We start from the raw sequence: 22,415 nt of genomic DNA, 5'->3' as shown, positions 1-22,415 counted from the left end.
GCCTTGCCCGGCGCCGGCATCATGGCCTAGCCGGTGCGCGACGGGGGGCATGAAAGGGACGATTTATGAACGCATTGATCCTCCGGGCAGGCGCGACCGCCGCGACCGCCCTCATGTTCGCAACCTCGCTGGCCCCCATGCCGGCCCATGCCGAAGGACTGGTGGCGGAAGCCAATGCCGCGCGCTCGCATAGCGACTGGGGCGCGGAACTGGGTGGCGGGCTCAATCTTTCCAGCGGTCCGTTCACGGTGCGGCCCATGGCCGGCGCCTTCCTTGGCGACACGACGCGGCTTTATGTGAAGGGCGAGGCGACCGTGACGATCCCCGCCTTTGTCGAAATCGGCGCGGGTGCGCGGCTCATCAGCGATCATCTGCGCGCCTATGGCACCGCGTCGGTCCCGCTGGGGCCGATGCTGCGCCTGAAGGGCAATCTGGGCGATGGCTATGGCGCGGTGGGATTGAGCCTGCGGCTTTAGGGCATCGCGCGATCGATGGGGATCGCCTGTCCCCGCTCGCCCCTGGGATCGAGTCTCCGGGGCAGGCGCCGGGCTTGTAGAGGGTCACGTGCCTGCTTTCGACCTGAGCGCTTGCCCTGGCAGACAGTCGTAGGGCGCGCGCCCTTCCCAGGAGTTGGCTTACACCGCCCTTCGGATCGACAGGCTCAGCCCGGACGGGCCAGATGGAAAGGACGATGCTCTAGGGCCATCACCGTTCCGTTCAGGCCGAGCCGCCGCGCAGACAACCGCTGGGCAAAAGCGTAGTTTTTCGCGCATCGGAGCGCAGAGAATCGCACTTCGCAGGCCCGCATGGCGCCCTGCCCCGGCCACAGGCGAGCGAGGACAGACCATGCCCCTCCCGCCTACGGCACGGGATTTCAGGCGGGAACCGCCGCCAGCGCCGCCTTGACCGCGCCAATCGCGGCATCGGCCTTGTCGCCATCCGGTCCGCCGCCCTGCGCCATGTCGGGGCGGCCGCCGCCGCCCTTGCCGCCCAGCGCCTCGACACCGGCGCGGACCAGATCGACGGCGCTGAATGTGCCGGTCAGGTCATCGGTCACGCCGACCGCGATGCTCGCGCGGCCATCGACCACCGCCAGCACGGCGGCGACGCCGCTGCCCAGCGCCTGCTTCGCCTGATCGACAACGCCACGCAACTCCTTGGGGTCCAGCCCCTGGATCACCTGGCCCTGGAAGGCGATGTTGCCCACCTGCTCCGGCCCGGCGGGTGCCGCCGCGGCGCCACCGCCGCTCAGCGCCAGCGCCTTCTTCGCCTCGGCAAGGTCACGTTCCAGCTTGCGGCTCTGCTCGACCAGCGCGGCGATGCGCGCGGGCACGTCCTCGGGCGAGGTGCGCAGCGACGCCGCCGCCTGCTTTAGCCGGTCTTCGCGGTCGGCCAGCCACAGGCGCGCGGCCTCCCCGGTCAGCGCCTCGATCCGGCGGATGCCGCTGGACACGGCGCTTTCCGACACGATCTTGAACAGCGCGATATCGCCGGTGGCGCGGACATGCGTGCCGCCGCACAGTTCCACCGAATAGCTGCCCGCTTCCGTGCCACCCATGGACAGCACGCGGACCTCGTCGCCATATTTCTCGCCGAACAGCGCCATCGCGCCCGCCGCGACCGCATCGTCCGGGGTCATGAGGCGCGTCGTCACCTCGCCATTATGGCGGATCTGGGCGTTCACATCGGCCTCAACCAGCGCGATCTGCGATGGCGTCAGCGCTTCAGGATGGGAGAAGTCGAAACGCAGGCGGTCGGGCGCGACAAGGCTGCCCTTCTGCGTCACATGCCCGCCCAGCCGCTCACGCAGCGCCGCGTGCAGCAGATGCGTAGCGCTGTGATTGGCGCGCACCCGGTCGCGGCGAGCGACATCGACGGAGAGGATGACGGTATCACCGACCTTCACCGATCCCGTGCCGATGGTCGCCTGATGCGCATGGACGCGGCCCAGCGGCTTGGCGGTGTCGGCCACGTCGGCGACCAGCCCGTCAAGGCTGGTGATGGTGCCCGCGTCGCCCATCTGGCCGCCGCTCTCGCCATAGAAGGGCGTCTGATTGGTGACGATGATGACGCTGTCGCCAGCCCCGGCGCTGTCGACGCGGGCGCCGTCCTTCACCAGTGCGACCACCTGCCCCTCGCCCTTCGTCGCGCTATAGCCGGTGAATTCGGTCGCGCCCTCGGCCTCGGCGATGTCGTACCAGATCTCGTCCGATGCCTTGTCGCCGGAACCCTTCCACGCGGCGCGGGCGGCCGCCTTCTGCTCGGCCATCGCGGCATCGAAGCCGGCGCGGTCGACCGCCAGGCCCTGCGCCCGCAGCGCATCCTCGGTCAGGTCATAGGGGAAACCATAGGTGTCGTAGAGGCGGAAGGCCGTCTCGCCGGGCAGCGTGTCGCCCTTGGCCATGCCGGCGGTGGCTTCGTCGAGCAGCCTGATGCCCTTGTCCAGCGTCTGGCGGAACCGGGTTTCCTCGCGCAGCAGCGTTTCCTCGATCAGCGGCTGGGCGCGGACAAGGTCGGGATAGGCCGCACCCATCTCGCTCACCAGGCTGCCGACCAGACGGTACATCAGCGGGTCTTTCGCGCCGATGATGTGCGCATGGCGCATGGCCCGGCGCATGATGCGGCGAAGCACATAGCCGCGCCCTTCATTGGCCGGCAGTACGCCGTCGGAAATCAGGAAGCCGGCCGAGCGCAGATGATCGGCGATGACGCGATGGCTGGCCTGAAACTCGCCATCGGTCGCGGTCTTCGTGAGCGCGGCACTTTCCGCGATCAGCGCGACGAAGGTGTCGGTATCATAATTATTGTGAACGCCCTGCATCACCGCGGCGATACGCTCCAGCCCCATGCCGGTGTCGATGCTGGGCTTGGGCAGGTCGGCGACGATCTCGTTCGCTTCCTGCTCATATTGCATGAAGACGAGGTTCCAGATCTCGACGAAGCGGTCGCCATCCTCCTCCGGCGATCCGGGAGGGCCGCCCCAGATATGGTCGCCATGGTCGTAGAAGATTTCCGAACAGGGGCCGCAGGGGCCGCTATCGCCCATCGCCCAGAAATTATCCTTGGTGGGGATGCGGATGATCCGCTCCTCGGGCAGGCCGGCGATCTTGCGCCACAGGTCGAACGCCTCGTCGTCCGTGTGATAGACGGTGGCGGTCAGCCTGTCGGCCGGCAGGCCCCATTCCTTCGTCAGCAGCGTCCACGCATGGGTGATCGCCTGCTCCTTGAAATAATCGCCGAAGCTGAAATTTCCGAGCATTTCGAAGAAGGTATGGTGCCGGGCGGTGTAGCCGACATTGTCGAGATCATTATGCTTTCCGCCGGCGCGCACGCATTTCTGGGCGCTGGTCGCACGGTCATAGGGGCGCTTTTCAAGGCCGGTGAAGACATTCTTGAACGGCACCATACCCGCATTGACGAACATCAGCGTCGGGTCGTTATGCGGCACCAGCGGGGCCGATGGCACGACCTGGTGCCCGGCGCTGGCGAAATAGTCCAGGAAGGACCGGCGGATGTCGTTCGTTGATGTCATGCTGGCGAATTAGAGGGTCGCGCGCAGACTCTCAAGGGGGGCAAGCATTTCTGCGCGATTCCTGCACGGATCGGCGTGAATCTCTCCACATCCGATGCAAAAGGATCACCCGACCGGCGCGTCGATGCTGACAGGCGGCGTCGAAAACCAGCGCGGGCCGGCCTGCGTCATGTGGAAGCAGTCCTCCAGCCGCACGCCGAAACGGCCCGGCAGATAAAGGCCGGGCTCGTTGGAAAAGCACATGCCGGGCGCAAGCGGCGTCGTCTCGCCATGGACGAGGTTCACCGGCTCATGCCCCTCCAAGCCGATGCCATGGCCGGTGCGGTGGGACAGGCCGGGGAGATTATACCCCGGCCCATAGCCGAGCGACTGATAATAGGCGCGCACGGCGTCATCCACGGCGCCGGCCGGCGCGCCGAGTTTCGCGGCGGCGAACGCAACCTGCTGCCCCCTGGCCACCTCGTTCCAAACCTTGCGCTGCTCGGGCGTGGGATCGGCGCCGACGACGAAGGTACGCGACGTGTCCGACTGATAGCCTTCGACCGTGCAGCCGCAATCCATCAGGACGATGCTGCCCTTGCCCACCACCTGTGGCCTGGGCGAGCCATGGGGCAATGCCGCGTCCGGGCCGACGAGGATCAGGTTGAATTCGGTCTGTCCACCCAGGCGCCCGGTCGCGGCGTTCATCAATGCGCCAATGTCTTCCCGGGTCATGCCGACACGCACCTGCGGCACCGTCCAGCGATAAGCGGCGGTCGTGACATCGGCGGCGCGCTGCATCAGCGCGATTTCCGCCGCCGTCTTGCGCATCCGGCAGCCGCGCACCACCTGATCGGCCGACACCAGCGGCGCGCCCGGCAGCAATTGGCGCAGACCGTCGAAGGCGAAGAAGCGGGCCGTTTCCTCCACGCCGATCCGCGCGCGCGACAGGCCCCTTGCCTTCAGGAAGGCGGCGATGAGGGCAAAGGGGTTCTCATCCTCCTGCCAGACGCGGATGTCCGCTGGAATGCCGAGCGAGATCGCGACGGAGGGCTTCTCGAAAAAGGGCGTGACGACGATCGGATCGCCCTCCGCCGGGATCACCGCCGCCGTCAACCGCTCGCTGCGCCACCACTGGACGCCGGTGAAATAGATGAGGCTCGCGCCCGGCTCGATCAGCACGGCGCCGATGTCTGCCGCCTTCATCAGCGCCTGCGCCCGGGCGATGCGGGCCTTGCGCTCTTCGGGACCGATGGGCGTGACGGTGCCGGGCAGCGGCGGCACTTCCTCCATTACGCGTTCCGCCGCGAACAGGCGAGGCGACAGGCCGATCGCGCCGGCGCCTCCCAGAAGACCAAGGCCGGCAAGCATCGTTCGGCGATCAAAGCGTGTCATGCGGTCCTCGGCTGCGGGAGACAGGGTGCCTGCATATCGCGAGTTGGATGGCGCCGCCATGCCCCGTGGCATGATTGCGGCCCAGCATGAAAAGGAAGCCCATATTGCGCGCGCCAGAACGATAAAAGGCCCGCCGGCTGGAATGCGGCGGGCCTTTTCGGTTCATGAGGCAGCAGGGAGCGATCGCACCGCGGCACTGCGCTGTCTATACGGGCCGGCTGTACGGGCCAGCCATATGGACCAGCGCGGACATGCCGTCAGAGGTCGCCGTCCTCCGCCTCGCTGGAATCGGGGCCGGTCATCATCCCTTCGGCGACCGCTTCGGTCTTGCCACGGATCGCCTTTTCCAGGCGGTCGGCCATTTCGGGATGCTCCCGCAGAAATGTCTTCGCGTTCTCGCGCCCCTGGCCGATGCGGACCGAATCATAGGAGAACCATGAGCCGGATTTCTCGACAATGCCGGCCTTCACGCCCAGATCGAGCATTTCGCCGATCTTCGAGATGCCTTCGCCATACATGATGTCGAATTCCACCTGTTTGAAGGGCGGCGCGACCTTGTTCTTCACCACCTTCACGCGGGTCGTGTTGCCGACGATGTCGTCGCGATCCTTGATTTGGCCGGTGCGGCGGATGTCGAGCCGGACGGAGGCGTAGAATTTGAGCGCGTTGCCCCCGGTCGTGGTTTCCGGATTGCCGTACATCACGCCGATCTTCATGCGCAGTTGGTTGATGAAGATCACCATGCAGCGCGAGCGGGAGATGGAGCCGGTGAGCTTGCGCAGCGACTGCGACATCAGCCGGGCCTGAAGGCCGACATGGCTGTCGCCCATCTCGCCCTCGATCTCCGCACGCGGCACCAGCGCGGCCACCGAGTCCACCACCAGCACGTCGATGGCGTTGGAGCGGACCAGCGTATCCACGATTTCCAGCGCCTGCTCGCCGGTGTCGGGCTGCGATACGATCAGTTCATCGATGTCGACGCCCAGTTTCTTGGCATAGACCGGGTCGAGCGCATGTTCTGCGTCGACAAAGGCGGCGGTGCCGCCGCCGCGCTGCGCCTCGGCGATGACGTGCAGCGCGAGCGTCGTCTTGCCCGAGCTTTCCGGCCCGTACACCTCGATCACGCGGCCGCGCGGCAGGCCGCCCACGCCCAGCGCGATGTCGAGGCCCAGCGAGCCGGTCGAGATCGACTCGACCTGCATCGTTTCCTTCGAGCCCAGCCTCATCGCGCTGCCCTTGCCAAAGGCGCGGTCGATCTGGGCGAGCGCTGCCTCCAATGCTTTCTGTCTGTCCATGGTTCCCGTCTTCTTGTCGGCGTCGATCAGTTTCAGCATTGCGGTCATCGCATGGTCCCCTGTCAAGCGGCCGATGATGGCCAGAGGTGCGCCATGAGCGGCGCCTGCAATGCTATGTATTCCATTTGTTCACGTAGAACAAGTCAGGAACAAATTTTTCCTTCACCAACATGCGGCCGGTGCCGGAAGGGTCGCTTACTCCTTCAAAAGCTGGTCCAGCACGCGTTCGACCGTGCCGATGGTGAAGGGTTTGGCGATACTGGGATAGTGAGCGAGCGCAGTCGGCACATCGTCTGCATTGCCACCGGTCGCAAAGACAAAGGGAATGCCCCGCGCGCTCAGGATTTCCGCCACCGGCCAGCTTTTTTCGCCATGCAGGTTGCAGTCGAGAATGGCGGCATCGATCCCCTCCTCCTGCGCCGCCGCGCAACCGTCCGGCACGGTCGCGGCCAGCGCGTGCATGCGATGGCCCAGCGACTCGAGGAAATCCTCGATCATCATGCCGATCATGACCTCGTCCTCAACGACGAGGATGGATTTGCCCACGCGCCTGTGCCCCATGATCGGTGAAAGTCTCAACGGTTCGGTATCGCATCGATGCCGGATTGCCTAGGCCCCAGACCTCGATCGAAAGCAATATGATGCTGGAAACCTGTTACATCTTCGGGCGCACGGCCAACGCCTCCCGCGCCGCCTCGGCCAGTTGCGCGACCGAAAAGGGCTTGGGCAGGAAGGCGACATTGGCAAGGTCGATGGACTTGCGCAGCTGCTCCTCGGCATAGCCGGACATGAAGACCACCGGCAGCAGCGGATGGGTCTGCCGCGCCTGCGCGACCATGGTCGGCCCATCCATATTGGGCATCACCACGTCGGAGATCATGAGATCGATATGCTCGCCGCTGGCCAGCACCTGCAGCGCATGCTCGCCATCGGCGGCGGTCAGCACCTTATATCCCTGCCGCGTCAGCGCACGCTCGGCCACGGCGCGCACCATGTCCTCGTCCTCCACCACCAGCACCGTGCCGGTGCCCCAGGTTTCGGCGCGCTTTTCGGCCGCCTTGCGGGCCGGCTTCTCTTCTTCCACCAACGCGGCATAGACCGGCAGGTAGATGACGAAGCTCGCCCCGCGCCCCAGCTCGGATTCCGCGAAGATATAGCCGCCCGATTGCTTGACGATGCCATAGACGGTGGACAGGCCGAGGCCGGTGCCCTTGCCCAGTTCCTTGGTCGTGAAGAAGGGCTCGAAGATCTTGGCGAGAAGGTCGGGCGGAATGCCCAACCCGGTGTCGGACACCCGCATCGCGGTATAATCGCTCACCGGCAGGATTTCGTTGCGCATCTCCCGCACCTTGGCGGCGGGCACGGCATAGGTCTGGATGTTGACGGTGCCGCCATTGGGCATCGCGTCGCGCGCATTGACGCACAGGTTGACGATCACCTGTTCCAGCTGCCCCGGGTCCGCCCGCACCGCGCCCAGGCTGCGGCCGTGGCTCACCTCCAGCTTCACATTCTCGCCCAGCAGCCGGTTGAGCAGGCTGGAGACGTCCGCCACGATATCGGGCAGCTGCAGGATCTGCGGCCGCAACGTCTGCTGGCGGGAGAAGGCCAGAAGCTGGCGGGTCAGGCCGGCGGCGCGGTTGGAGTTGGACTTGATCTGCTGGATGTCGTCATAATCGCTGTCGCCCGGCGTGTGGCGCATCAGCATCAGGTCGCAATGGCCGATGATGGCGGTCAGGATATTGTTGAAATCATGCGCGACGCCGCCGGCAAGCTGGCCGATGGCCTGCATCTTCGTCGCCTGCGCCACCTGCCGCTTCAGCCGGCTTTCCTCGCCATTGTCCTTCAGGCTGAGCAGCACCGCCGCCTGCCCCAGCCCGCGCACGCCCGCCATGCTGAGCGCGACCGGCTCGTCCGGCTGCGCCCGCATCCGCACCGCAAGGTCGCCCGACATCTGCGGCCCCAGCGCATAGCGGCGCAAGACATCGGCCACCGCGGCCTGGTCTTCGCGCACCACGATGTCGCCGGGATAGGCGGGCTTCTCATCGGGCTGCAGGCCGGCCGCGCGCGCAAAGGCCCGGTTGACGAACAGCATCCGCCCGTCCCTGTCGGCCATGGCAAGGCCGAAGGGCAGCAGCGAAAGCAGCGTCTCGATATAGCTGAGCGCGGAATTGCCATCGCCGCCCGCGCCGCCGCTTTCGTCGTCGATCATGACGATCAGCATGGGGCCGTCGCTGCTCCCCTGCTTCAGCGGCACCTGGATGAGGCGCATGGGCACCAGGTTGCGCTCTTCCCGTGCGAAGAACACCCGCCCCTTGTCATCGACACGCAGGTAGGAGGCGAAGTCGCGACCGGAAAGATTGGCGTCCATCTTGCCGGCGGCGCGCTGCAGAAAGGCCGGATTGGCCGCGCGAATGCGCCCTTCCCCGCCGATCAGCACCGCCATGATCCCGGCTTCGGCCATCTGCATGCCGGCCTCGCCGCTCAGCATGCGGTTGAAATCGTCGATGATGCTGGCCTGGCGGATCGGCGTGAAGCGCCAGAGCAGGAAATCGTCGGCCCGGCCGGTGCGGGTCACATCCGCGTCCAGCCGCATCGCGCCGCGGGCGATGCCCTGCACATGCCCCTCGACATCGCGCCAGGCCGCACGCCCGGCGGCCGCGAGCCGCTCGGCATCGCTCGCCTCCAGCGGCAGGCCGGGAGGGGTGGGAAAGCCCGGGAACCATTCGCCGAACAGATCGCTCGCGCAGACCAGCCGGCCCGTCCGGTCGGTGACGGCGATCGCCATGTTGGAGGCATCGGCTGCGGTGCGCGCCACCGTCCAGTCGGGGATGGAATCGGCGACCGTCTCCGTTCGCGGGAACAGATGGGTGAACCAGATGCCCAGCGCCGCGATCGCGATCAGCATCGCGCCGAAGCCGGCGGCGAGCGCAGGCTCCCGCGTCGCCCACCAGATCAGCCCGGCGCTGATGGCCGCGGCGGCAAGCAGCATCGGCAACAGCGCGCGCATCTCCGGCCGCGCGGTGATCGCGACGATCTCGTCCTTCGAAGACGCCCTGACCACTATCTTGCTGTGTGACGCCATGGCGTCGCCATCCCCTCGCGTCTCAGTTCCCCGCGTCCCTGGCCCCTGCCGCAACGCACCGGCGCCGCCAACGGACCCGTCAGCCGCGATCAGCCGGCCGCCGCTTCTTCCATTGCGCTGTTTTCAAGGGCGTGGGCAATCCTCAATTTGCGCGCATGCCATTTGCGGGCCATGCGCGCGCGCCAGAACAGCATCGCGACGAAATAGCCGACCGCCGCTGTCGCGCAGGAAATGATCGCAAGGCCGAACAACATGGCCGGCGCCGCTTCGGAAAAGAGCCAGGCGCACCATTGCTGGATGGTCGCATGTTCGTTCACCAGCCCCATGAAGCCGGAGACGTCGGCGGTCCGCCCCAGGCAGAAATTGCCGATATAGACGGACGCCCACAGGATCAGCGGCGTCGTCGCCGGATTGCTGAGGAAGGTCATGGCCGCCGCGACGGGGATGTTCGCGCGGAAGGGCAGCGCCAGCAGCGCCGCGCCCGCGATCTGGATGCCGGGGATCAGCAGGAAGATGCCGACCAGCAGGCCCAATGCCACGCCGCGCGGCACCGACCGGCGGTTGAACCGCCAGAGCGAGGGTTCCAGCACCCGGTGCGCGACCGGCGCGAGGAAGCGATTATTCTCCAGCGATTCGCGGGTCGGGGCGTTGGCGTGCCACCAGCGGGTCAGACGATTGGTCATGGCCGATCACCCATCGCGGTTCAGCCCCTGTCCCGCAGGATGCGGGCCTGGTCGCGTTTCCAGTCGCGTTCCTTGATGGTCTCGCGCTTGTCGTGCGTCTTCTTGCCCTTCGCCAGCGCCAGCTCCACCTTCGCCCGGCCGCGGCTGTTGAAATAGATCGACAGCGGCACCAGCGTCATCCCCTGCCGCGCGACGGCACCGTGCATCTTGGCGATTTCCCGGCTGTGCAACAGCAGCTTGCGGGGCCGCTTGGGCTCATGATTATGGCGATTGCCATGGCTGAATTCGGGGATGTTGCTGTTGACCAGGAACACCTGGTCGCCCTTCACCTCGGCATAGCTTTCCGCGATGGAGCCCTCGCCAAAGCGCAGCGCCTTCACCTCCGTCCCCTGCAGCGCGATCCCTGCCTCGAACACGTCGTCGATGAAATATTCATAGCGCGCACGCCGGTTCTCGGCGACGATCTTCTTCTTGTCGAAGGTTTCGGGACGGGGGCGTGCCATGGGTTCCAGTCGATATGGTGACGGACGGGTGGTTAAACCAGCCCTGCGATTTCCAGGGCCCGGTCCACGGCCATGCGGCTCGCTTCCGAAGGCCAGGTGATAGGCAGGCGCACCTCGCTCGGCATGTCCGTGCGCACCCGGGCCAGGGCATATTTGACCGGGCCGGGCGAAGCATCGCTGAACAACGCGTCGTGCAGCGGGTACAGCCTGTCCTGCAGCGCGATCGCCGCGGCCCAGTCCCCCGCGGCGCAGGCCGCCTGGAACTGCGCGCACAGGCGCGGCGCGACATTGGCGGTGACGGAAATGCAGCCTGTGCCGCCCATCGCATAGAATCCCAGCGCCGTTTCGTCATTGCCGGAAAGCTGACAGAAATCGGTGCCGCAGGCGAGCCGCTGCGCGGTGACACGCCCCAGATTTCCGGTCGCGTCCTTGACGCCGACGATCGTCTGATAGGCCTGCGTCAGGCGATTCATCACCGGCACGCCGATGTCGGTGATCGTGCGGCTGGGCACATTGTAGAGGATGATCGGCAGGTCGCAACGCTCGGCCAGATAGGCGAAATGCTGATAGACGCCTTCCTGATTGGGCTTGTTGTAATAGGGCGTGACGACAAGGGCGGCATTGGCCCCCGCGGCCTGCGCCGCGAACATATGCTCCAGCGCGATCCGCGTGTCGTTGGAGCCGCAGCCCGCGATCACCGGCACCCTGCCCGCCGCCTGATCGACGCAGATCGCGACCACGCGATTATGTTCCTCGACCGTCATGGTGGCGCTTTCGCCGGTGGTGCCACAGGGCACCAGAGCGCTGCTGCCCTCTGCAATCTGCCAGTCGACGAAGGCCCGGAAGGCCGCTTCATCCACCGATCCATCGCGAAAAGGTGTCACCAGAGCCGGAATCGACCCGGAAAACATGCAAAAACTCCTTCAAAGCGCCCGGTTTCCAAGGCATAATAGGCGAAAGGCAGGATGCGACCGCCCGTCGTTCAGCGCCTGATAAGGAACCTATTGCCATAATGTCCAGCATGGTCTCGCAAACAGTTCTGGTTCGGCTTCTTCTGATGGGCGGCGTGCCCCTTGCCGGGGGCGTCGGTGCGCAGACGGTCGGCCAGTCGATGCAGGCGGTTTCCGGCAGCCCGCAACAGCCCGCCAACCCCTCAACCACCCCCATGGTGCAGCCCATTCCGGGCCAGCCGGGCTGGGAACAGATCCGCGACCGGCTGGGCACCTCGCCCGATGCGCAGGCCAGTGCCGCCATCACCGAATGGCGCCGCCTGCAGCAGAGCGACATGCTGGGCGCGTCGGCCTATGCGAATTTCATCGTCGCCAACCCCGGCTGGCCGGGCGAGGACCGGATGCGGAAGCTCGCCGAAACCACGATCAACCCGATCAGCTACGATCCGGGGCAGGTCATCGCCTTCTTCGCCCGTTTCCCGGCGCGCACGGCAACCGGCAATGCGCGCAACGCCGTGGCGCTCTCCGCGCTTGGCCGGATGGCGGAAGCCAGGATCGCGGCGCGGGCCGCATGGACCGGCGGATCGCTCTCCCCCCAGGATGAGGCGCAGATCCTTTCGCTCTTCGGCAGCAGCCTGACGACGGCGGACCATGACGCCCGCGCCGACGCGCTGCTATGGGCAAGGAACAGTGGCGGGGCCGAGCGCATCCTGCCCTACACCTCCCCCGCGCGCCAGCCGCTCTATGCCGCGCGCATCGCCATGCAGCGCAAGGCGCCCGATGCCGCGATGAAGGTGGCGGCCGCCGACGCCGCCGGCCAGTCCGACCCCGGCTTCATCGCGGAAAAGGCGATGTGGCTGCGCGACGGCGGCAACAGCATCGCCGCCCGCACCCTGCTCGCCAACCGGCAGCCGCTCGCGACGCGCCCGGCCGACGCGGAAAAATGGTATGAGGCGCTGCTGACCAACGCCCGCGCCGCCGCGAACGACAGCCAATGGACCTTCGCCTATGCCATCGCCAGCCAGGTGGACGATGCCTATGCGCCGGGCGTGCAGGTGCGCGACCGCACGCTGGGCGAGCGCGACGATTATACCAGCCTGACATGGCTGGCGGGCTCCACCGCCTTCTACAATCTGGGCAAGCCGCGCGACGCCCAGGCCATGTTCGTGCGCTACGCCACCGCCGCGCGATCGCCGCAGACCATCTCCAAGGGCTATTACTGGGCCGGCCGCGCCGCGCTGATGGCGGGGGACAATGCCGCCGCGACGCAGTTCTTCCAGAATGCGGCGACCTATCCCGACCAGTTCTACGGCCAGCTTTCGCTCGAACGGCTCGGCCTGCCGGTGCCCGCGCCCTCCGCCGTCACGCGCACCGTGCAGATCAGCGACGCCGAGCGCACCGCCTTCATGAACCGCAGCGTGGTGCGCGCCGCGCGCGCGCTGGGCGTCCAGGGCTATTGGGAAGACCAGACCAAGTTCCTGCGCGCCATCGCCGCCAATGCCAGCAACGAGCAGGAGCAGCGGTTGACGGGCGAGCTGGCCAGGAACCTCAACCGGCCCGACCTTGGCGTCATGGTCGGCCGCCGCGCCGTAGCGGACGGGCTGTCGGGCTATGGCGAGGCCAGCTTCCCCAAGGTGCCGGTGCCCGAAGGCCATCAGTTCAACTGGACGATGATCCACGCCATCGCCCGGCAGGAAAGCCAGTTCGACCGTGCCGCCGTCAGCCATGCGGGTGCGCGCGGCCTGATGCAGCTGATGCCCGGCACCGCGCGGGAACAGGCGGGCAAGGTGGGCCTGAGTTACGACATGTCCTCGCTGACCGCCGATCCCAGCTACAATATCCAGCTGGGCTCCAGCTATTTCCAGCGCCTACTCGACCAATATGGCAGCTACCCGCTCGCCGTCGCCGCCTATAATGCCGGCGCGGGCAATGTGAACAAATGGCTGGCCCAAAATGGCGACCCGCGCATGGGCGGCACCGACATCATCCGCTGGATCGAGCAGATTCCGTTCAGCGAGACGCGCGGCTATGTGCAGCGGGTGCTGGAAAATGCCGTGGTCTATGACGCGAGCAACCCGAGCCGCGCCATCTTCCCCAACGCGAAGGCGCCGCTGAGCCGCTATCTGGGCAAGAATATACCGGGTTGAACTGACCATATTCGTCACCCCAGCGCAGGCTGGGGTCTCGTGCCTTGACGTCGTGCCATGGGGCTTGAGATTCCAGCCTGCGCCAGCCAGTCTGCATTGGGATGACGGAATGGGGTGAATGCGCGCCTCGCCCTCTCGTTCGGGCCGGGCCTGTCGCAGCCCGCGCTTCCCCGCAATGCAAACAGCCCTTCGACAGACCAAGGCCGAACCGCTACGCACAGCGCATGACCAGCCAGCCCAATTACATCACGCCCGCGGGCTTCGCCGCGCTGCGGGCCGAATATGACCATCTGCTGGGCGTCGAGCGGCCGCGGATCGTGGAGGTGGTCAGCTGGGCGGCGGGCAATGGCGACCGCAGCGAGAATGGCGACTATCTCTATGGCCGCAAGCGGATGCGCGAAATCGACGGGCAACTCAAACGCCTGTCGAAGAAGATGAAGGACGCCAAGATCGTCGATCCGGCGGCCCAGCCGGACAAGAGCCGCGTCTATTTCGGCGCGACCGTCACCATCGCGGACGAGGACGACCATCGCCGCACCCTGACCATCGTCGGCAATGACGAAACCGATGTCGGCGCGGGCCGCATCGGCTGGGGCACGCCCATCGCCCGCGCCCTGCGCGGCGCGGCTACGGGCGACCTGCGCCGGGTGATGCTGCCGGCGGGGGAGAAGGAATATGAGGTGATGGCGATCAGCTATCCGGGCTGATCGCGCGGGCGCGCCATTGCGGCGATCAGCCGATGTCGATGGTGGTCACGCCTTCCTGCGGCTGGGTGAAGCCCCGAATGATCTGCAGCATCCCGTCGGTCCCGAACAGCTGGTAGAGGGTGAACAGCCCCTGGGCGAGATCGCCATCGAACTGGAAGGCGAAATTCTCCATCCTGCAATCGTTCATGCCGACCGCCTTGCCCGCATATTTCAGCGTGACGTTGCGGAAGGTGCAGTTAGTGAAGCTGTTGCCGTCCAGCTCCACGGTGCCGCCCTCGAAAACCCTGTCGACAAAATCCATCATGCCTGTCCTCGATAGCCGTCACTTCCAGCCCGTCAGACGACGGGCGTCGCGCTTTCATGGTAGAATGCACACATTGCCTGCCAAGCCTCTTCGGCGGTCTCCACGAAGGTGAAGAGGTCGAGGTCGGCATGCGAGATCACGCCCTCCTCGGCCAATGCCTCGAAATCCACCACGCGCGTCCAGAATTCCTTGCCGAACAGCAGGATGGGGATGGGCCTGACCTTGCCGGTCTGCACCAGCGTCAGCAGTTCGAAAAACTCGTCGAACGTGCCGAAACCGCCGGGGAAGACGGCAAGCGCGCGGGCGCGCAGCAGGAAATGCATCTTGCGCAGCGCGAAATAGTGGAACTGGAAGGACAATTCCGGCGTGACATAGCGGTTGGGCGCCTGCTCGTGCGGCAGCACGATGTTGAGGCCGATGGTCTCCGCACCGACATCCACCGCCCCTCGGTTCGCCGCCTCCATGATCGAGGGGCCGCCGCCCGAGCAGACGACGAAGTGCCGCCACCCGTCCTCGGTCGCCGGATAGCTGGCCGCGGTCCGCGCAAGCTTGCGCGCCTCGTCATAATATTTCGCCTTCTTGGCGAGGTTCCGGGCGATCAACCGCTGGCGATCGTCGGTGGCGGCGTCGATCCGGGCCTGCGCGTCGCCGGGCGCGGGAATACGGGCCGAGCCGTAGAAGACGAAGGTCGAGCGAATCTTCGCTTCGTCCAGCAGCAGCTCCGGCTTCAGCAGTTCCAGCTGGAAGCGCACCGGGCGCAAATCGTCACGCAGCAGGAATTCATTGTCCTGGAAAGCCAGCTTGTAGGACTTGCTCTGTGTCTGCGGGGTTTCAACGGCCTGCTTGGCGTCTTGCGCTTCCTGCGCGGCCGGGCGGAACTTGCGTTCCTCGATCTCTTTTCTGGTCATTGAGATGGAGGTAATCACAACGATCCCGCTTGCCAAGGGGCCCGCTTGCCAAGGGGAGCACCGCCCCGGCACGCGTCTATCGGCAATAACCGCCCTTGCCGCCCATGTCGAAATGCAGATGATCCTGATGCGCGGCGTTATAGTCGGGGCTGAGCACCGTCGCGAAACGCTTGCAGGCGCTCGCCCGCACGATCCGCAGGAAGCGCTGGCTCTGCCCGTCGCCGTTCCAGCCGGCCTTGACCGAAATCCGCCGCCCGTCCGCCAGCACGAAGGCGGCGACGTCCACGGCATTGCTGTGCGCATGTTCGGACAGCTTCACGCTGCCCGCGATCGGGCGGCAGGCATAGGTGCCGAACGTTTCGATCCGCACAAGCTCGCTGCCCAGGATCAGCCGCGCCGCCGGCTCCACGCCGTAACGCGCCCAGGCCGCGAAATTGGCCGCAAGCGGGCAGGTCATCGCCCCCAAATTGGTCGCCGGCACGCCGATATCGATCAGCTTCACGCTGCCATAGCTGGTGCAGCCGCCGCCATAGCTGCGATCGGGCAGCGCGCTGTAGCGCACGTCGATGGAGGACAATTTGGCAAGGCACTGGCGCAATGTCTGGGACGGCGGCCTTGGCGTCGCGACGCTCGCCCCCCGCTTGACGGCCGGGCCGCCGCAGGCCGAAAGCGCAAGGGCGAGCGCAACCGTTGCGGACCGGCAGCGCCGCCTGGCACGTTGCGCACTGTTCATCCCACCGCTCATCAATCCCGCTCAATCGCCCTCATTATAAATATTTCCGGGATTCCAGGGGTTAACGCAAGACTCGCCCCGTCGCGAAAGCGACTCGGTTCGTCACTTTCGCAGCAGTTTGCGGGGCAGGAGACGGTTTTCCCCGCCGTGCGGCGTTATCCGTTCATGCTCTCACTGGCCTCCGACACCCTCGCCCTGCCGGATATCGCTTCGGCCCCCGCCACCATATCCGCACCGGCGGGAAGGCCGCTGAACGCCATCGTGAAGCGCCTGTTCGGCGTGCATCTGACCGGCGACGTGCGGGAGCGGCTGTGCGGGGTCGGCATCCGCCCGCCGCTGACCACCGCGCGGCGGGCCAGGCTGGCCGGCATCAGGGATGCCGGCGCCCTGTTCATCCATATCCCCAAAAATGCCGGCATGTCGGTCAGCAACGCGCTCTACGGCCTGCAGGTCAAGCATGCCTCCGTCCGTTACTATGATTGCGTCGCGCCGGACCTGCTGGACAGCCTGCCCAGCTTCGCCCTGATTCGCGACCCGCGCGAGCGCTTCCTTTCGGCCTGGCGCTATGGCCGGGCCGGCGGCACCGCCCATAACCGGGTGTCGATGCCCTTCCGCCCGGTCTACATGGCCTTCAGCAGCATCGACGCCGCGCTGGACCATCTCGAGTCGGTCCGGTCGATCTATGCGGTCGACCACATCTTTCGCCCGCAAAGCTGGTATATCACGGATCGCGAGGGCGAAATCATGGTGGATCGGCTGTTCCTGCTGTCCGACATGGCGCGGGCGAGCGCCGCGATGCCGCATCTGCTGCCGGCGGCGATCCCCCATCTCAATCGCACGGCGGCCGGAAAAACGATACTGACGCTGGCGCAGGAACAGCGCCTGCGGGCGCTCTATCCCCAGGATTTCCGCCTGTTCGAGATGTTGAGCGCGCATCGCCCCTGGCTCTGACGAGGGCGCGTCCGGCCATCTGCATGCTTGACTAATCCCCGCGCTTCTATAGGAGCGCCGGCGGGCCACGCGGTCCCAACGCCGCGCGTGCTCTCTGCAAGGAGAAGCATTACATGACTGATACGATCGCCGCCGGCGCCACCATTGCGCCTGCCGTAAAGCCTGCCACCACGCCGGCACGCCCGTTCTTCTCTTCCGGCCCCTGCGCGAAACCGCCCGGCTGGACCCCCGAAAAGCTCGCCACCCAGTCGCTCGGCCGCTCGCACCGTTCGAAGATCGGCAAGACGCGCCTCGCCTATTGCATCGACCTGATGCGCGAGCTGCTGCGCCTACCCGAAACCCATCGCATCGGCATCGTCCCCGGCTCCGACACCGGCGCGTTCGAAATGGCGATGTGGACGATGCTGGGCGTTCGCCCCGTCACCACGCTGGCCTGGGAAAGCTTCGGCGAAGGCTGGGTGACGGATGCCGCCAAGCAGCTCAAGATCGACCCGACCATCGTGCGCGCCGACTATGGCCAGCTGCCCGATCTGTCGGCCGTCGATTTCAGCCACGACGTGCTCTTCACCTGGAACGGCACCACCTCCGGCGTGCGCGTCCCCGATGCGGACTTCATCCCCGCCGACCGCGAAGGCCTGACCTTCGCCGACGCGACCAGCGCCGTCTTCGCCTATGACATCGACTGGGCGAAGATCGACGTCGCGACCTTCTCCTGGCAGAAGGTGCTGGGCGGCGAGGGCGCGCATGGCGTGCTGATCCTCGGCCCCCGCGCCGTCGAGCGGCTGGAGACCTATACCCCCGCCTGGCCGTTGCCCAAGGTGTTCCGCCTCGTGTCCAAAGGCAAGCTCGCCGAGGGCGTGTTCAAGGGCGAGACGATCAACACCCCCTCCATGCTGGCGGTCGAAGACGCGATCTTCGCGCTGGAATGGGGCAAGTCCGTCGGCGGCGCCGATGGCCTGATCGCCCGCAGCGACGCCAACGCCGCCGCGCTCGACAAGATCGTGGCGGATCGCGACTGGCTCGGCCATCTCGCCGCCGACCCGGCCTCGCGCTCCAAGACCAGCGTGTGCCTGACCGTCGAGGGTGCGGACGAAGCCTTTATCAAGGTGTTCGCCGGCCTGCTCGAAAAGGAAGGCGCAGCCTATGACGTCGCAGGCTATCGCGATGCCCCGGCGGGCCTGCGCATCTGGTGCGGCGCCACCGTCGACACCGCCGATATCGAGGCGCTCGGCCCCTGGCTCGACTGGGCCTACGCAACCGCCAAGGCGGCCTGAACCAGCTTAATACCGTCATTCCCGCGAAGGCGGGAATCCATCTCCCCAGCGTTGCGCCTGGTGCGTCTTATGGGAGATGGGTCCCCGCCTCCGCGGGGATGACGGGCAGCATTTCACAAGGAATATTCCATGCCCAAAGTCCTTATTTCCGACAAGATGGACCCCCGCGCCGCCGCGATCTTCCGTGAACGCGGCGTCGAGGTCGACGTCATCACCGGCAAGACCCCCGAAGAGCTGATGGCGATCATCGGCGATTATGACGGCCTCGCCATTCGCTCCTCGACCAAGGTGACGAAGGACATCCTCGACGCCGCCACCAGGCTGAAGGTCATCGGCCGCGCCGGCATCGGCGTCGACAATGTCGACATCCCCTATGCCTCGGCCAAGGGCGTGATCGTGATGAACACGCCCTTCGGCAACTCGATCACCACCGCCGAGCATGCCATCGCGCTGATGTTCGCCCTCGCCCGCCAGCTGCCCGAGGCCGACACGTCGACCCAGCAGGGCAAGTGGGAGAAGAACCGCTTCATGGGCGTCGAAGTGACCGGCAAGGTGCTGGGCCTGATCGGTGCCGGCAATATCGGTTCCATCGTCGCCGACCGCGCCATCGGCCTCAAGATGAAGGTCGTCGCCTACGACCCCTTCCTCACCGCCGAGCGCGCCATCGACATGGGCGTGGAGAAGGCGACGCTGGACGAGCTGCTCGCCAAGGCCGACTTCATCACCCTGCACACGCCGCTGACCGACCAGACGCGCAACATCCTGTCGCGGGAAAACCTCGCCAAGACCAAGAAGGGCGTGCGCATCGTCAACTGCGCGCGCGGCGGCCTGATCGACGAGGCGGCGCTGAAGGACGGGCTCGACAGCGGCCATATCGCGGGCGCGGCCCTCGACGTGTTCGTGACCGAGCCGGCGAAGGAAAGCCCGCTCTTCGGCACGCCCAACTTCGTCTCCACCCCGCATCTGGGCGCATCGACCGACGAGGCGCAGGTGAACGTGGCGCTGCAGGTGGCCGAGCAGCTTTCCGACTATCTGCTGGACGGCGGCATCACCAACGCGCTCAACGTCCCCAGCCTGTCGGCTGAGGAAGCGCCCAAGCTCAAGCCCTATATGGCGCTGGCCGAAAAGCTGGGCTCGCTCGTGGGCCAGCTTGAGGGCGAGGCGATCAAGGGCGTCGCGGTGGAAGTGGAAGGCCATGCCGCCGAACTGAACCAGAAGCCGATCACGGCAGCGGTGCTCGCCGGCCTGATGCGCACCTTCTCCGACACGGTGAACATGGTCAACGCGCCCTTCCTGGCGAAGGAACGCGGCCTGGACGTGCGCGAAGTGCGCCATGACCGCGAGGGCGACTACCAGACGCTGGTGCGCGTCACCGTCACCACCGAACAGGGTGATCGCTCCGTCGCCGGCACGCTCTTCGGCCATGCCAGCCCCCGCCTTGTCGAACTGTTCGGCATCAAGGTGGAGGCCGACCTTGCCGGCAACATGCTCTATATCGTCAACCAGGACGCCCCCGGCTTCATCGGCCGCCTGGGCTCGACCCTGGGCGAGGCGGAAGTCAACATCGGCACCTTCCACCTGGGCCGCCGCAACCAGGGCGGCGAGGCGGTGCTGCTGCTCTCCGTCGACGGCACCGTCACCGAGCCGCTGCTGTGGGACATCTGCAAGCTCAACGGCGTGAACAAGGTGAAGCTGCTGCGCTTTGCGTGAATACGGTCAGGTTGATGTGATGGCGGGGTGAGAGCCCCGCCGGACGATGATGAAGCGACGCCCCGTTCTGGCTGAATGCCGGAGCGGGGTGTTGGTTTTTTTGGGGGGGGAAGGCGTCAATGGTGCAGCTGTCATCCGATTCGCATCTGTCATAAGCGAACCTCTACCTGCTTCTTATCGAGAGGCCGGGAGACTTCACATTGCATATGGAAGATATCGAGATACCGATCGCAGGACCAAGAGCATAAATTTCTTTTGGAACGACGAAAAATAGTGCCGAGTAATAAGAGAAATATCCGAAGAAACCTCGTTAAGCAAAACACTACCCCATTCATCAGGCCTGTATCGCATAATATTGGAAAATATACTGGTAATGAGAAAATGAATTGAAACTTCAGGAAGAATTATTGGATAGAAAGGATTATCCACGAACCACAAGTTTCCTCTAAGATCAGTATATATACATGCCAATATGGAAGGCGCCTGCGCAGCAGGAACAGTGACTATTGTTTTTCCAAATCGCTCACTGATAGGAAAACCCTGAAATGCCTGCTTTGTCGCATCTTGAGATGGACGAGTCTCACCATTTCCTATATGGAATTCCCATGTTAAACTTCTCGGATCATTTGCACTAACGATCTCCATAGGATAGCAGCGACTATTCCTACCAGTAGTCAATTTATAATAATCTGCCATTTCGGGAATTAAACTGAGAAGAGTTCCCAAACTTACATCGAAGCGATTATCATAGAATTGCATTACAGATTTCGAGCAATCAATATTGAACGCTATCCCAGATCTGTTGATTATTTGGGTAGGAAATGATCCAACCAAGTCACTAAACGTCCCTCTTGGAGAATCCCCTCCAAATTGAGCCTGAATTGTTTTAGGAAGATACCCCATACCATGAGACCCAGGAAGCATGTCTTTCCTGTACCTCAAAGGATTATTTAGAACGATTATACCATAAGTATATGCAGTTAATGCATAAAAGAAATTAAGAGGTTTAACCATAATACCAAGTCCCAGTGAGGCTGACTCACGCGGGGGATTCCCCCGGGGGTAATTTTCTGATTCACCAGAGCAAGCACGAGGAGGCTTGCGATGGCGGCAGCGATTGGGGTTCGATCAGATTTCACGCCGGGGGATTTACGGCGATTTTCCCGGAGTTGTGACGATCCGGACCAGGTCCGGCGGTTGCTGGCGTTGGCGTTGATCCTTGATGGTAGCAGTCGGAGCGAAGCAGCCAAGGCAGCTGGCGTGACACTTCAGATCGTCCGGGATTGGGTGATCCGCTTCAACGCGGATGGCCCGGACGGGCTGATATCGCGCAAGGCCCCCGGCAAAGTCTCGATCCTGAGCGCTGCACAGCGCCGCGCTCTTGCACAGCAGGTCGAAGCGGGTCCAATCCCCGCAGCACATGGGGTGGTCCGTTGGCGCCTCATCGATCTGGCACAGTGGGTGCGGGACGAGTTCGGCCTTTCGATTACCAAGCAGACTCTGAGCCGAGAGATGCGCGCGTTGGGCTTCCGCAAGCTCTCGGCCCGCCCCCGCCACCATGGCCAGAAGGAAGATGCCATCGCTGATTTTAAAAAAGCTTCGCAGGCCAGTTGGCAAAAGTCCGACGATCCTTGCCGCGCGGAACCGCGATAGAATTATGGTGGCAGGACGAGGCGCGCATAGGTCAGCAGACCAAACTCACGCGCCGCTGGGCCAGGCGGGGGACACGGCCTTGTGCGCCCAAAGATCAGCGCCGGGCCTCGGCCTGGATCTTTGGCGCGATCTGTCCGGCAGAGGGCAAGGGTGCCGGCATCGTCATGCCCCGTTGCAACAGCGAGGCTATGAGCATGCATCTCGAAGAGATCGCCTTCCACGTCGCGCCGGGAGCGCATGCCGTCCTGATCCTCGATCAGGCCGGATGGCATGGCTCGGCAGAACTGGTCGTGCCCGACAACATCACCCTCCTGCCGCTGCCGCCCAGATGTCCGGAACTCAACCCCGTCGAAAATGTCTGGCAGTTTATGCGCGACAACTGGCTGTCGAACCGCATCTTCTCATCCTACGATGACATCGTCGATCACTGCTGCTTCGCCTGGAACAAGCTCGTCGACCAGCCCTGGCGCATCATGTCCATTGGGCTGCGACAGTGGGCACATGGGTTCTGATCAATGAGACTTGGTATAAGGAGACCTGTGTGCGGGTGGTTGTAGGAGACTGAAATGCATTTATTTTTCTGTCTTCAGCTTTGATCGCGCTGCGTTG

Annotated in this window: 19 protein-coding genes; 7 read left to right on the top strand and 12 right to left on the bottom strand. The window is 65.0% G+C overall.

Translation table 11 applies throughout. The features are described from left to right. The first annotated feature begins 65 nt into the window (after positions 1–65). On the top strand, positions 66–476 hold the full coding sequence (locus tag WFP78_RS05315; protein WP_336959467.1) for a hypothetical protein: 411 nt from the start codon (positions 66–68) through the stop codon (positions 474–476). A 398-nt stretch (positions 477–874) separates the two neighbouring features. Here the strand turns inward: WFP78_RS05315 and alaS are convergent, their stop codons facing one another. The 8 genes from alaS to dapA form a co-directional block, all read right to left on the bottom strand. Next, positions 875–3,532: an alanine--tRNA ligase gene (gene alaS / locus WFP78_RS05310; protein WP_336959465.1), complete on the bottom strand. Its 2,658-nt coding sequence runs from the start codon at positions 3,530–3,532 to the stop codon at positions 875–877. Positions 3,533–3,637: 105 nt separating this feature from the next. Continuing rightward, the gene (locus WFP78_RS05305) at positions 3,638–4,906 is read right to left on the bottom strand and encodes a M24 family metallopeptidase (protein ID WP_336959463.1); all 1,269 of its coding nucleotides are present in this window, start codon (positions 4,904–4,906) and stop codon (positions 3,638–3,640) included. Between the two features lie 257 nt (positions 4,907–5,163). Continuing rightward, positions 5,164–6,249, bottom strand: a complete 1,086-nt coding sequence (gene recA, locus WFP78_RS05300) for a recombinase RecA (protein ID WP_336959461.1) — start codon at positions 6,247–6,249, stop codon at positions 5,164–5,166. A 147-nt stretch (positions 6,250–6,396) separates the two neighbouring features. After that, complete coding sequence (locus tag WFP78_RS05295; RefSeq protein ID WP_336959935.1) at positions 6,397–6,711, bottom strand: response regulator; 315 nt, start codon at positions 6,709–6,711, stop codon at positions 6,397–6,399. 145 nt (positions 6,712–6,856) lie between these two features. Further along, positions 6,857–9,208 (bottom strand): hybrid sensor histidine kinase/response regulator, encoded by a 2,352-nt coding sequence (locus tag WFP78_RS05290; protein WP_336959933.1) that lies wholly within the window; start codon positions 9,206–9,208, stop codon positions 6,857–6,859. Between the two features lie 164 nt (positions 9,209–9,372). Continuing rightward, positions 9,373–9,966 (bottom strand): DUF2062 domain-containing protein, encoded by a 594-nt coding sequence (locus tag WFP78_RS05285; protein WP_336959459.1) that lies wholly within the window; start codon positions 9,964–9,966, stop codon positions 9,373–9,375. Between the two features lie 20 nt (positions 9,967–9,986). Then, positions 9,987–10,469 carry an SsrA-binding protein SmpB gene (gene smpB / locus WFP78_RS05280; RefSeq protein ID WP_275485083.1) on the bottom strand — a complete coding sequence of 161 codons (483 nt, stop codon included), beginning with the start codon at positions 10,467–10,469 and terminating at the stop codon, positions 9,987–9,989. Positions 10,470–10,501: 32 nt separating this feature from the next. After that, on the bottom strand, positions 10,502–11,380 hold the full coding sequence (gene dapA, locus WFP78_RS05275; protein ID WP_336959454.1) for a 4-hydroxy-tetrahydrodipicolinate synthase: 879 nt from the start codon (positions 11,378–11,380) through the stop codon (positions 10,502–10,504). A gap of 101 nt (positions 11,381–11,481) precedes the next feature. On the opposite strand from dapA, the gene WFP78_RS05270 reads away from it, so the two are divergent. Then, positions 11,482–13,566 carry a lytic transglycosylase domain-containing protein gene (locus tag WFP78_RS05270; protein WP_419722922.1) on the top strand — a complete coding sequence of 695 codons (2,085 nt, stop codon included), beginning with the start codon at positions 11,482–11,484 and terminating at the stop codon, positions 13,564–13,566. 224 nt (positions 13,567–13,790) lie between these two features. Next, positions 13,791–14,273: a transcription elongation factor GreB gene (greB, locus tag WFP78_RS05265; protein ID WP_336959452.1), complete on the top strand. Its 483-nt coding sequence runs from the start codon at positions 13,791–13,793 to the stop codon at positions 14,271–14,273. A gap of 25 nt (positions 14,274–14,298) precedes the next feature. Here the strand turns inward: greB and WFP78_RS05260 are convergent, their stop codons facing one another. From WFP78_RS05260 to WFP78_RS05250, 3 genes are all read right to left on the bottom strand, one after another. Then, positions 14,299–14,577: a hypothetical protein gene (locus WFP78_RS05260; protein WP_336959450.1), complete on the bottom strand. Its 279-nt coding sequence runs from the start codon at positions 14,575–14,577 to the stop codon at positions 14,299–14,301. A gap of 32 nt (positions 14,578–14,609) precedes the next feature. After that, positions 14,610–15,485, bottom strand: a complete 876-nt coding sequence (locus WFP78_RS05255; RefSeq protein ID WP_336959448.1) for an LOG family protein — start codon at positions 15,483–15,485, stop codon at positions 14,610–14,612. Positions 15,486–15,561: 76 nt separating this feature from the next. After that, positions 15,562–16,218 carry an extensin family protein gene (locus tag WFP78_RS05250; RefSeq protein WP_336959446.1) on the bottom strand — a complete coding sequence of 219 codons (657 nt, stop codon included), beginning with the start codon at positions 16,216–16,218 and terminating at the stop codon, positions 15,562–15,564. Between the two features lie 165 nt (positions 16,219–16,383). On the opposite strand from WFP78_RS05250, the gene WFP78_RS05245 reads away from it, so the two are divergent. The 3 genes from WFP78_RS05245 to serA all read left to right on the top strand — a co-directional run bounded on the left by WFP78_RS05245 (position 16,384) and on the right by serA (position 20,153). Next, entirely contained in the window at positions 16,384–17,169 is a 786-nt protein-coding gene (locus tag WFP78_RS05245) for a sulfotransferase family 2 domain-containing protein (RefSeq protein WP_336959444.1), read from the top strand. Positions 17,170–17,282: 113 nt separating this feature from the next. After that, entirely contained in the window at positions 17,283–18,443 is a 1,161-nt protein-coding gene (locus tag WFP78_RS05240; RefSeq protein ID WP_336959442.1) for a phosphoserine transaminase, read from the top strand. Between the two features lie 129 nt (positions 18,444–18,572). Next, on the top strand, positions 18,573–20,153 hold the full coding sequence (gene serA, locus WFP78_RS05235; RefSeq protein WP_336959440.1) for a phosphoglycerate dehydrogenase: 1,581 nt from the start codon (positions 18,573–18,575) through the stop codon (positions 20,151–20,153). 195 nt (positions 20,154–20,348) lie between these two features. On the opposite strand, the gene WFP78_RS05230 is transcribed toward serA, so the two are convergent. Then, positions 20,349–21,167, bottom strand: a complete 819-nt coding sequence (locus WFP78_RS05230) for a YaaC family protein (RefSeq protein ID WP_336959437.1) — start codon at positions 21,165–21,167, stop codon at positions 20,349–20,351. Between the two features lie 90 nt (positions 21,168–21,257). Here WFP78_RS05230 and WFP78_RS05225 point away from each other — a divergent pair. After that, a protein-coding gene (locus WFP78_RS05225) for an IS630 family transposase (protein WP_336959434.1) occupies positions 21,258–22,318 on the top strand; the annotation gives its coding sequence in 2 pieces (ribosomal slippage) (positions 21,258–21,750 and positions 21,750–22,318; 1,062 coding nt in all). Positions 22,319–22,415: the final 97 nt, after the last annotated feature.

The organism is Sphingobium aquiterrae (genome assembly GCF_037154135.1).
In the GTDB taxonomy this organism is placed as follows: Bacteria; Pseudomonadota; Alphaproteobacteria; order Sphingomonadales; family Sphingomonadaceae; genus Sphingobium; species Sphingobium aquiterrae.
Note: the sequence above shows the minus strand (reverse complement) of the source record. Positions and strands in the feature narration are given on the sequence as shown.

What these genes read in the sequence shown, in the direction of transcription:
- WFP78_RS05315 (WP_336959467.1), top strand. Translation starts at nt 66, where the DNA reads ATGAACGCATTGATCCTCCGGGCAGGCGCGACCGCCGCGACCGCCCTC.
- alaS (WP_336959465.1), bottom strand. Translation starts at nt 3,532, where the DNA reads ATGACATCAACGAACGACATCCGCCGGTCCTTCCTGGACTATTTCGCC.
- WFP78_RS05305 (WP_336959463.1), bottom strand. Translation starts at nt 4,906, where the DNA reads ATGACACGCTTTGATCGCCGAACGATGCTTGCCGGCCTTGGTCTTCTG.
- recA (WP_336959461.1), bottom strand. Translation starts at nt 6,249, where the DNA reads ATGACCGCAATGCTGAAACTGATCGACGCCGACAAGAAGACGGGAACC.
- WFP78_RS05295 (WP_336959935.1), bottom strand. Translation starts at nt 6,711, where the DNA reads ATGATCGGCATGATGATCGAGGATTTCCTCGAGTCGCTGGGCCATCGC.
- WFP78_RS05290 (WP_336959933.1), bottom strand. Translation starts at nt 9,208, where the DNA reads ATGCGCGCGCTGTTGCCGATGCTGCTTGCCGCCGCGGCCATCAGCGCC.
- WFP78_RS05285 (WP_336959459.1), bottom strand. Translation starts at nt 9,966, where the DNA reads ATGACCAATCGTCTGACCCGCTGGTGGCACGCCAACGCCCCGACCCGC.
- smpB (WP_275485083.1), bottom strand. Translation starts at nt 10,469, where the DNA reads ATGGCACGCCCCCGTCCCGAAACCTTCGACAAGAAGAAGATCGTCGCC.
- dapA (WP_336959454.1), bottom strand. Translation starts at nt 11,380, where the DNA reads ATGTTTTCCGGGTCGATTCCGGCTCTGGTGACACCTTTTCGCGATGGA.
- WFP78_RS05270 (WP_419722922.1), top strand. Translation starts at nt 11,482, where the DNA reads ATGTCCAGCATGGTCTCGCAAACAGTTCTGGTTCGGCTTCTTCTGATG.
- greB (WP_336959452.1), top strand. Translation starts at nt 13,791, where the DNA reads ATGACCAGCCAGCCCAATTACATCACGCCCGCGGGCTTCGCCGCGCTG.
- WFP78_RS05260 (WP_336959450.1), bottom strand. Translation starts at nt 14,577, where the DNA reads ATGATGGATTTTGTCGACAGGGTTTTCGAGGGCGGCACCGTGGAGCTG.
- WFP78_RS05255 (WP_336959448.1), bottom strand. Translation starts at nt 15,485, where the DNA reads ATGACCAGAAAAGAGATCGAGGAACGCAAGTTCCGCCCGGCCGCGCAG.
- WFP78_RS05250 (WP_336959446.1), bottom strand. Translation starts at nt 16,218, where the DNA reads ATGAACAGTGCGCAACGTGCCAGGCGGCGCTGCCGGTCCGCAACGGTT.
- WFP78_RS05245 (WP_336959444.1), top strand. Translation starts at nt 16,384, where the DNA reads ATGCTCTCACTGGCCTCCGACACCCTCGCCCTGCCGGATATCGCTTCG.
- WFP78_RS05240 (WP_336959442.1), top strand. Translation starts at nt 17,283, where the DNA reads ATGACTGATACGATCGCCGCCGGCGCCACCATTGCGCCTGCCGTAAAG.
- serA (WP_336959440.1), top strand. Translation starts at nt 18,573, where the DNA reads ATGCCCAAAGTCCTTATTTCCGACAAGATGGACCCCCGCGCCGCCGCG.
- WFP78_RS05230 (WP_336959437.1), bottom strand. Translation starts at nt 21,167, where the DNA reads ATGGTTAAACCTCTTAATTTCTTTTATGCATTAACTGCATATACTTAT.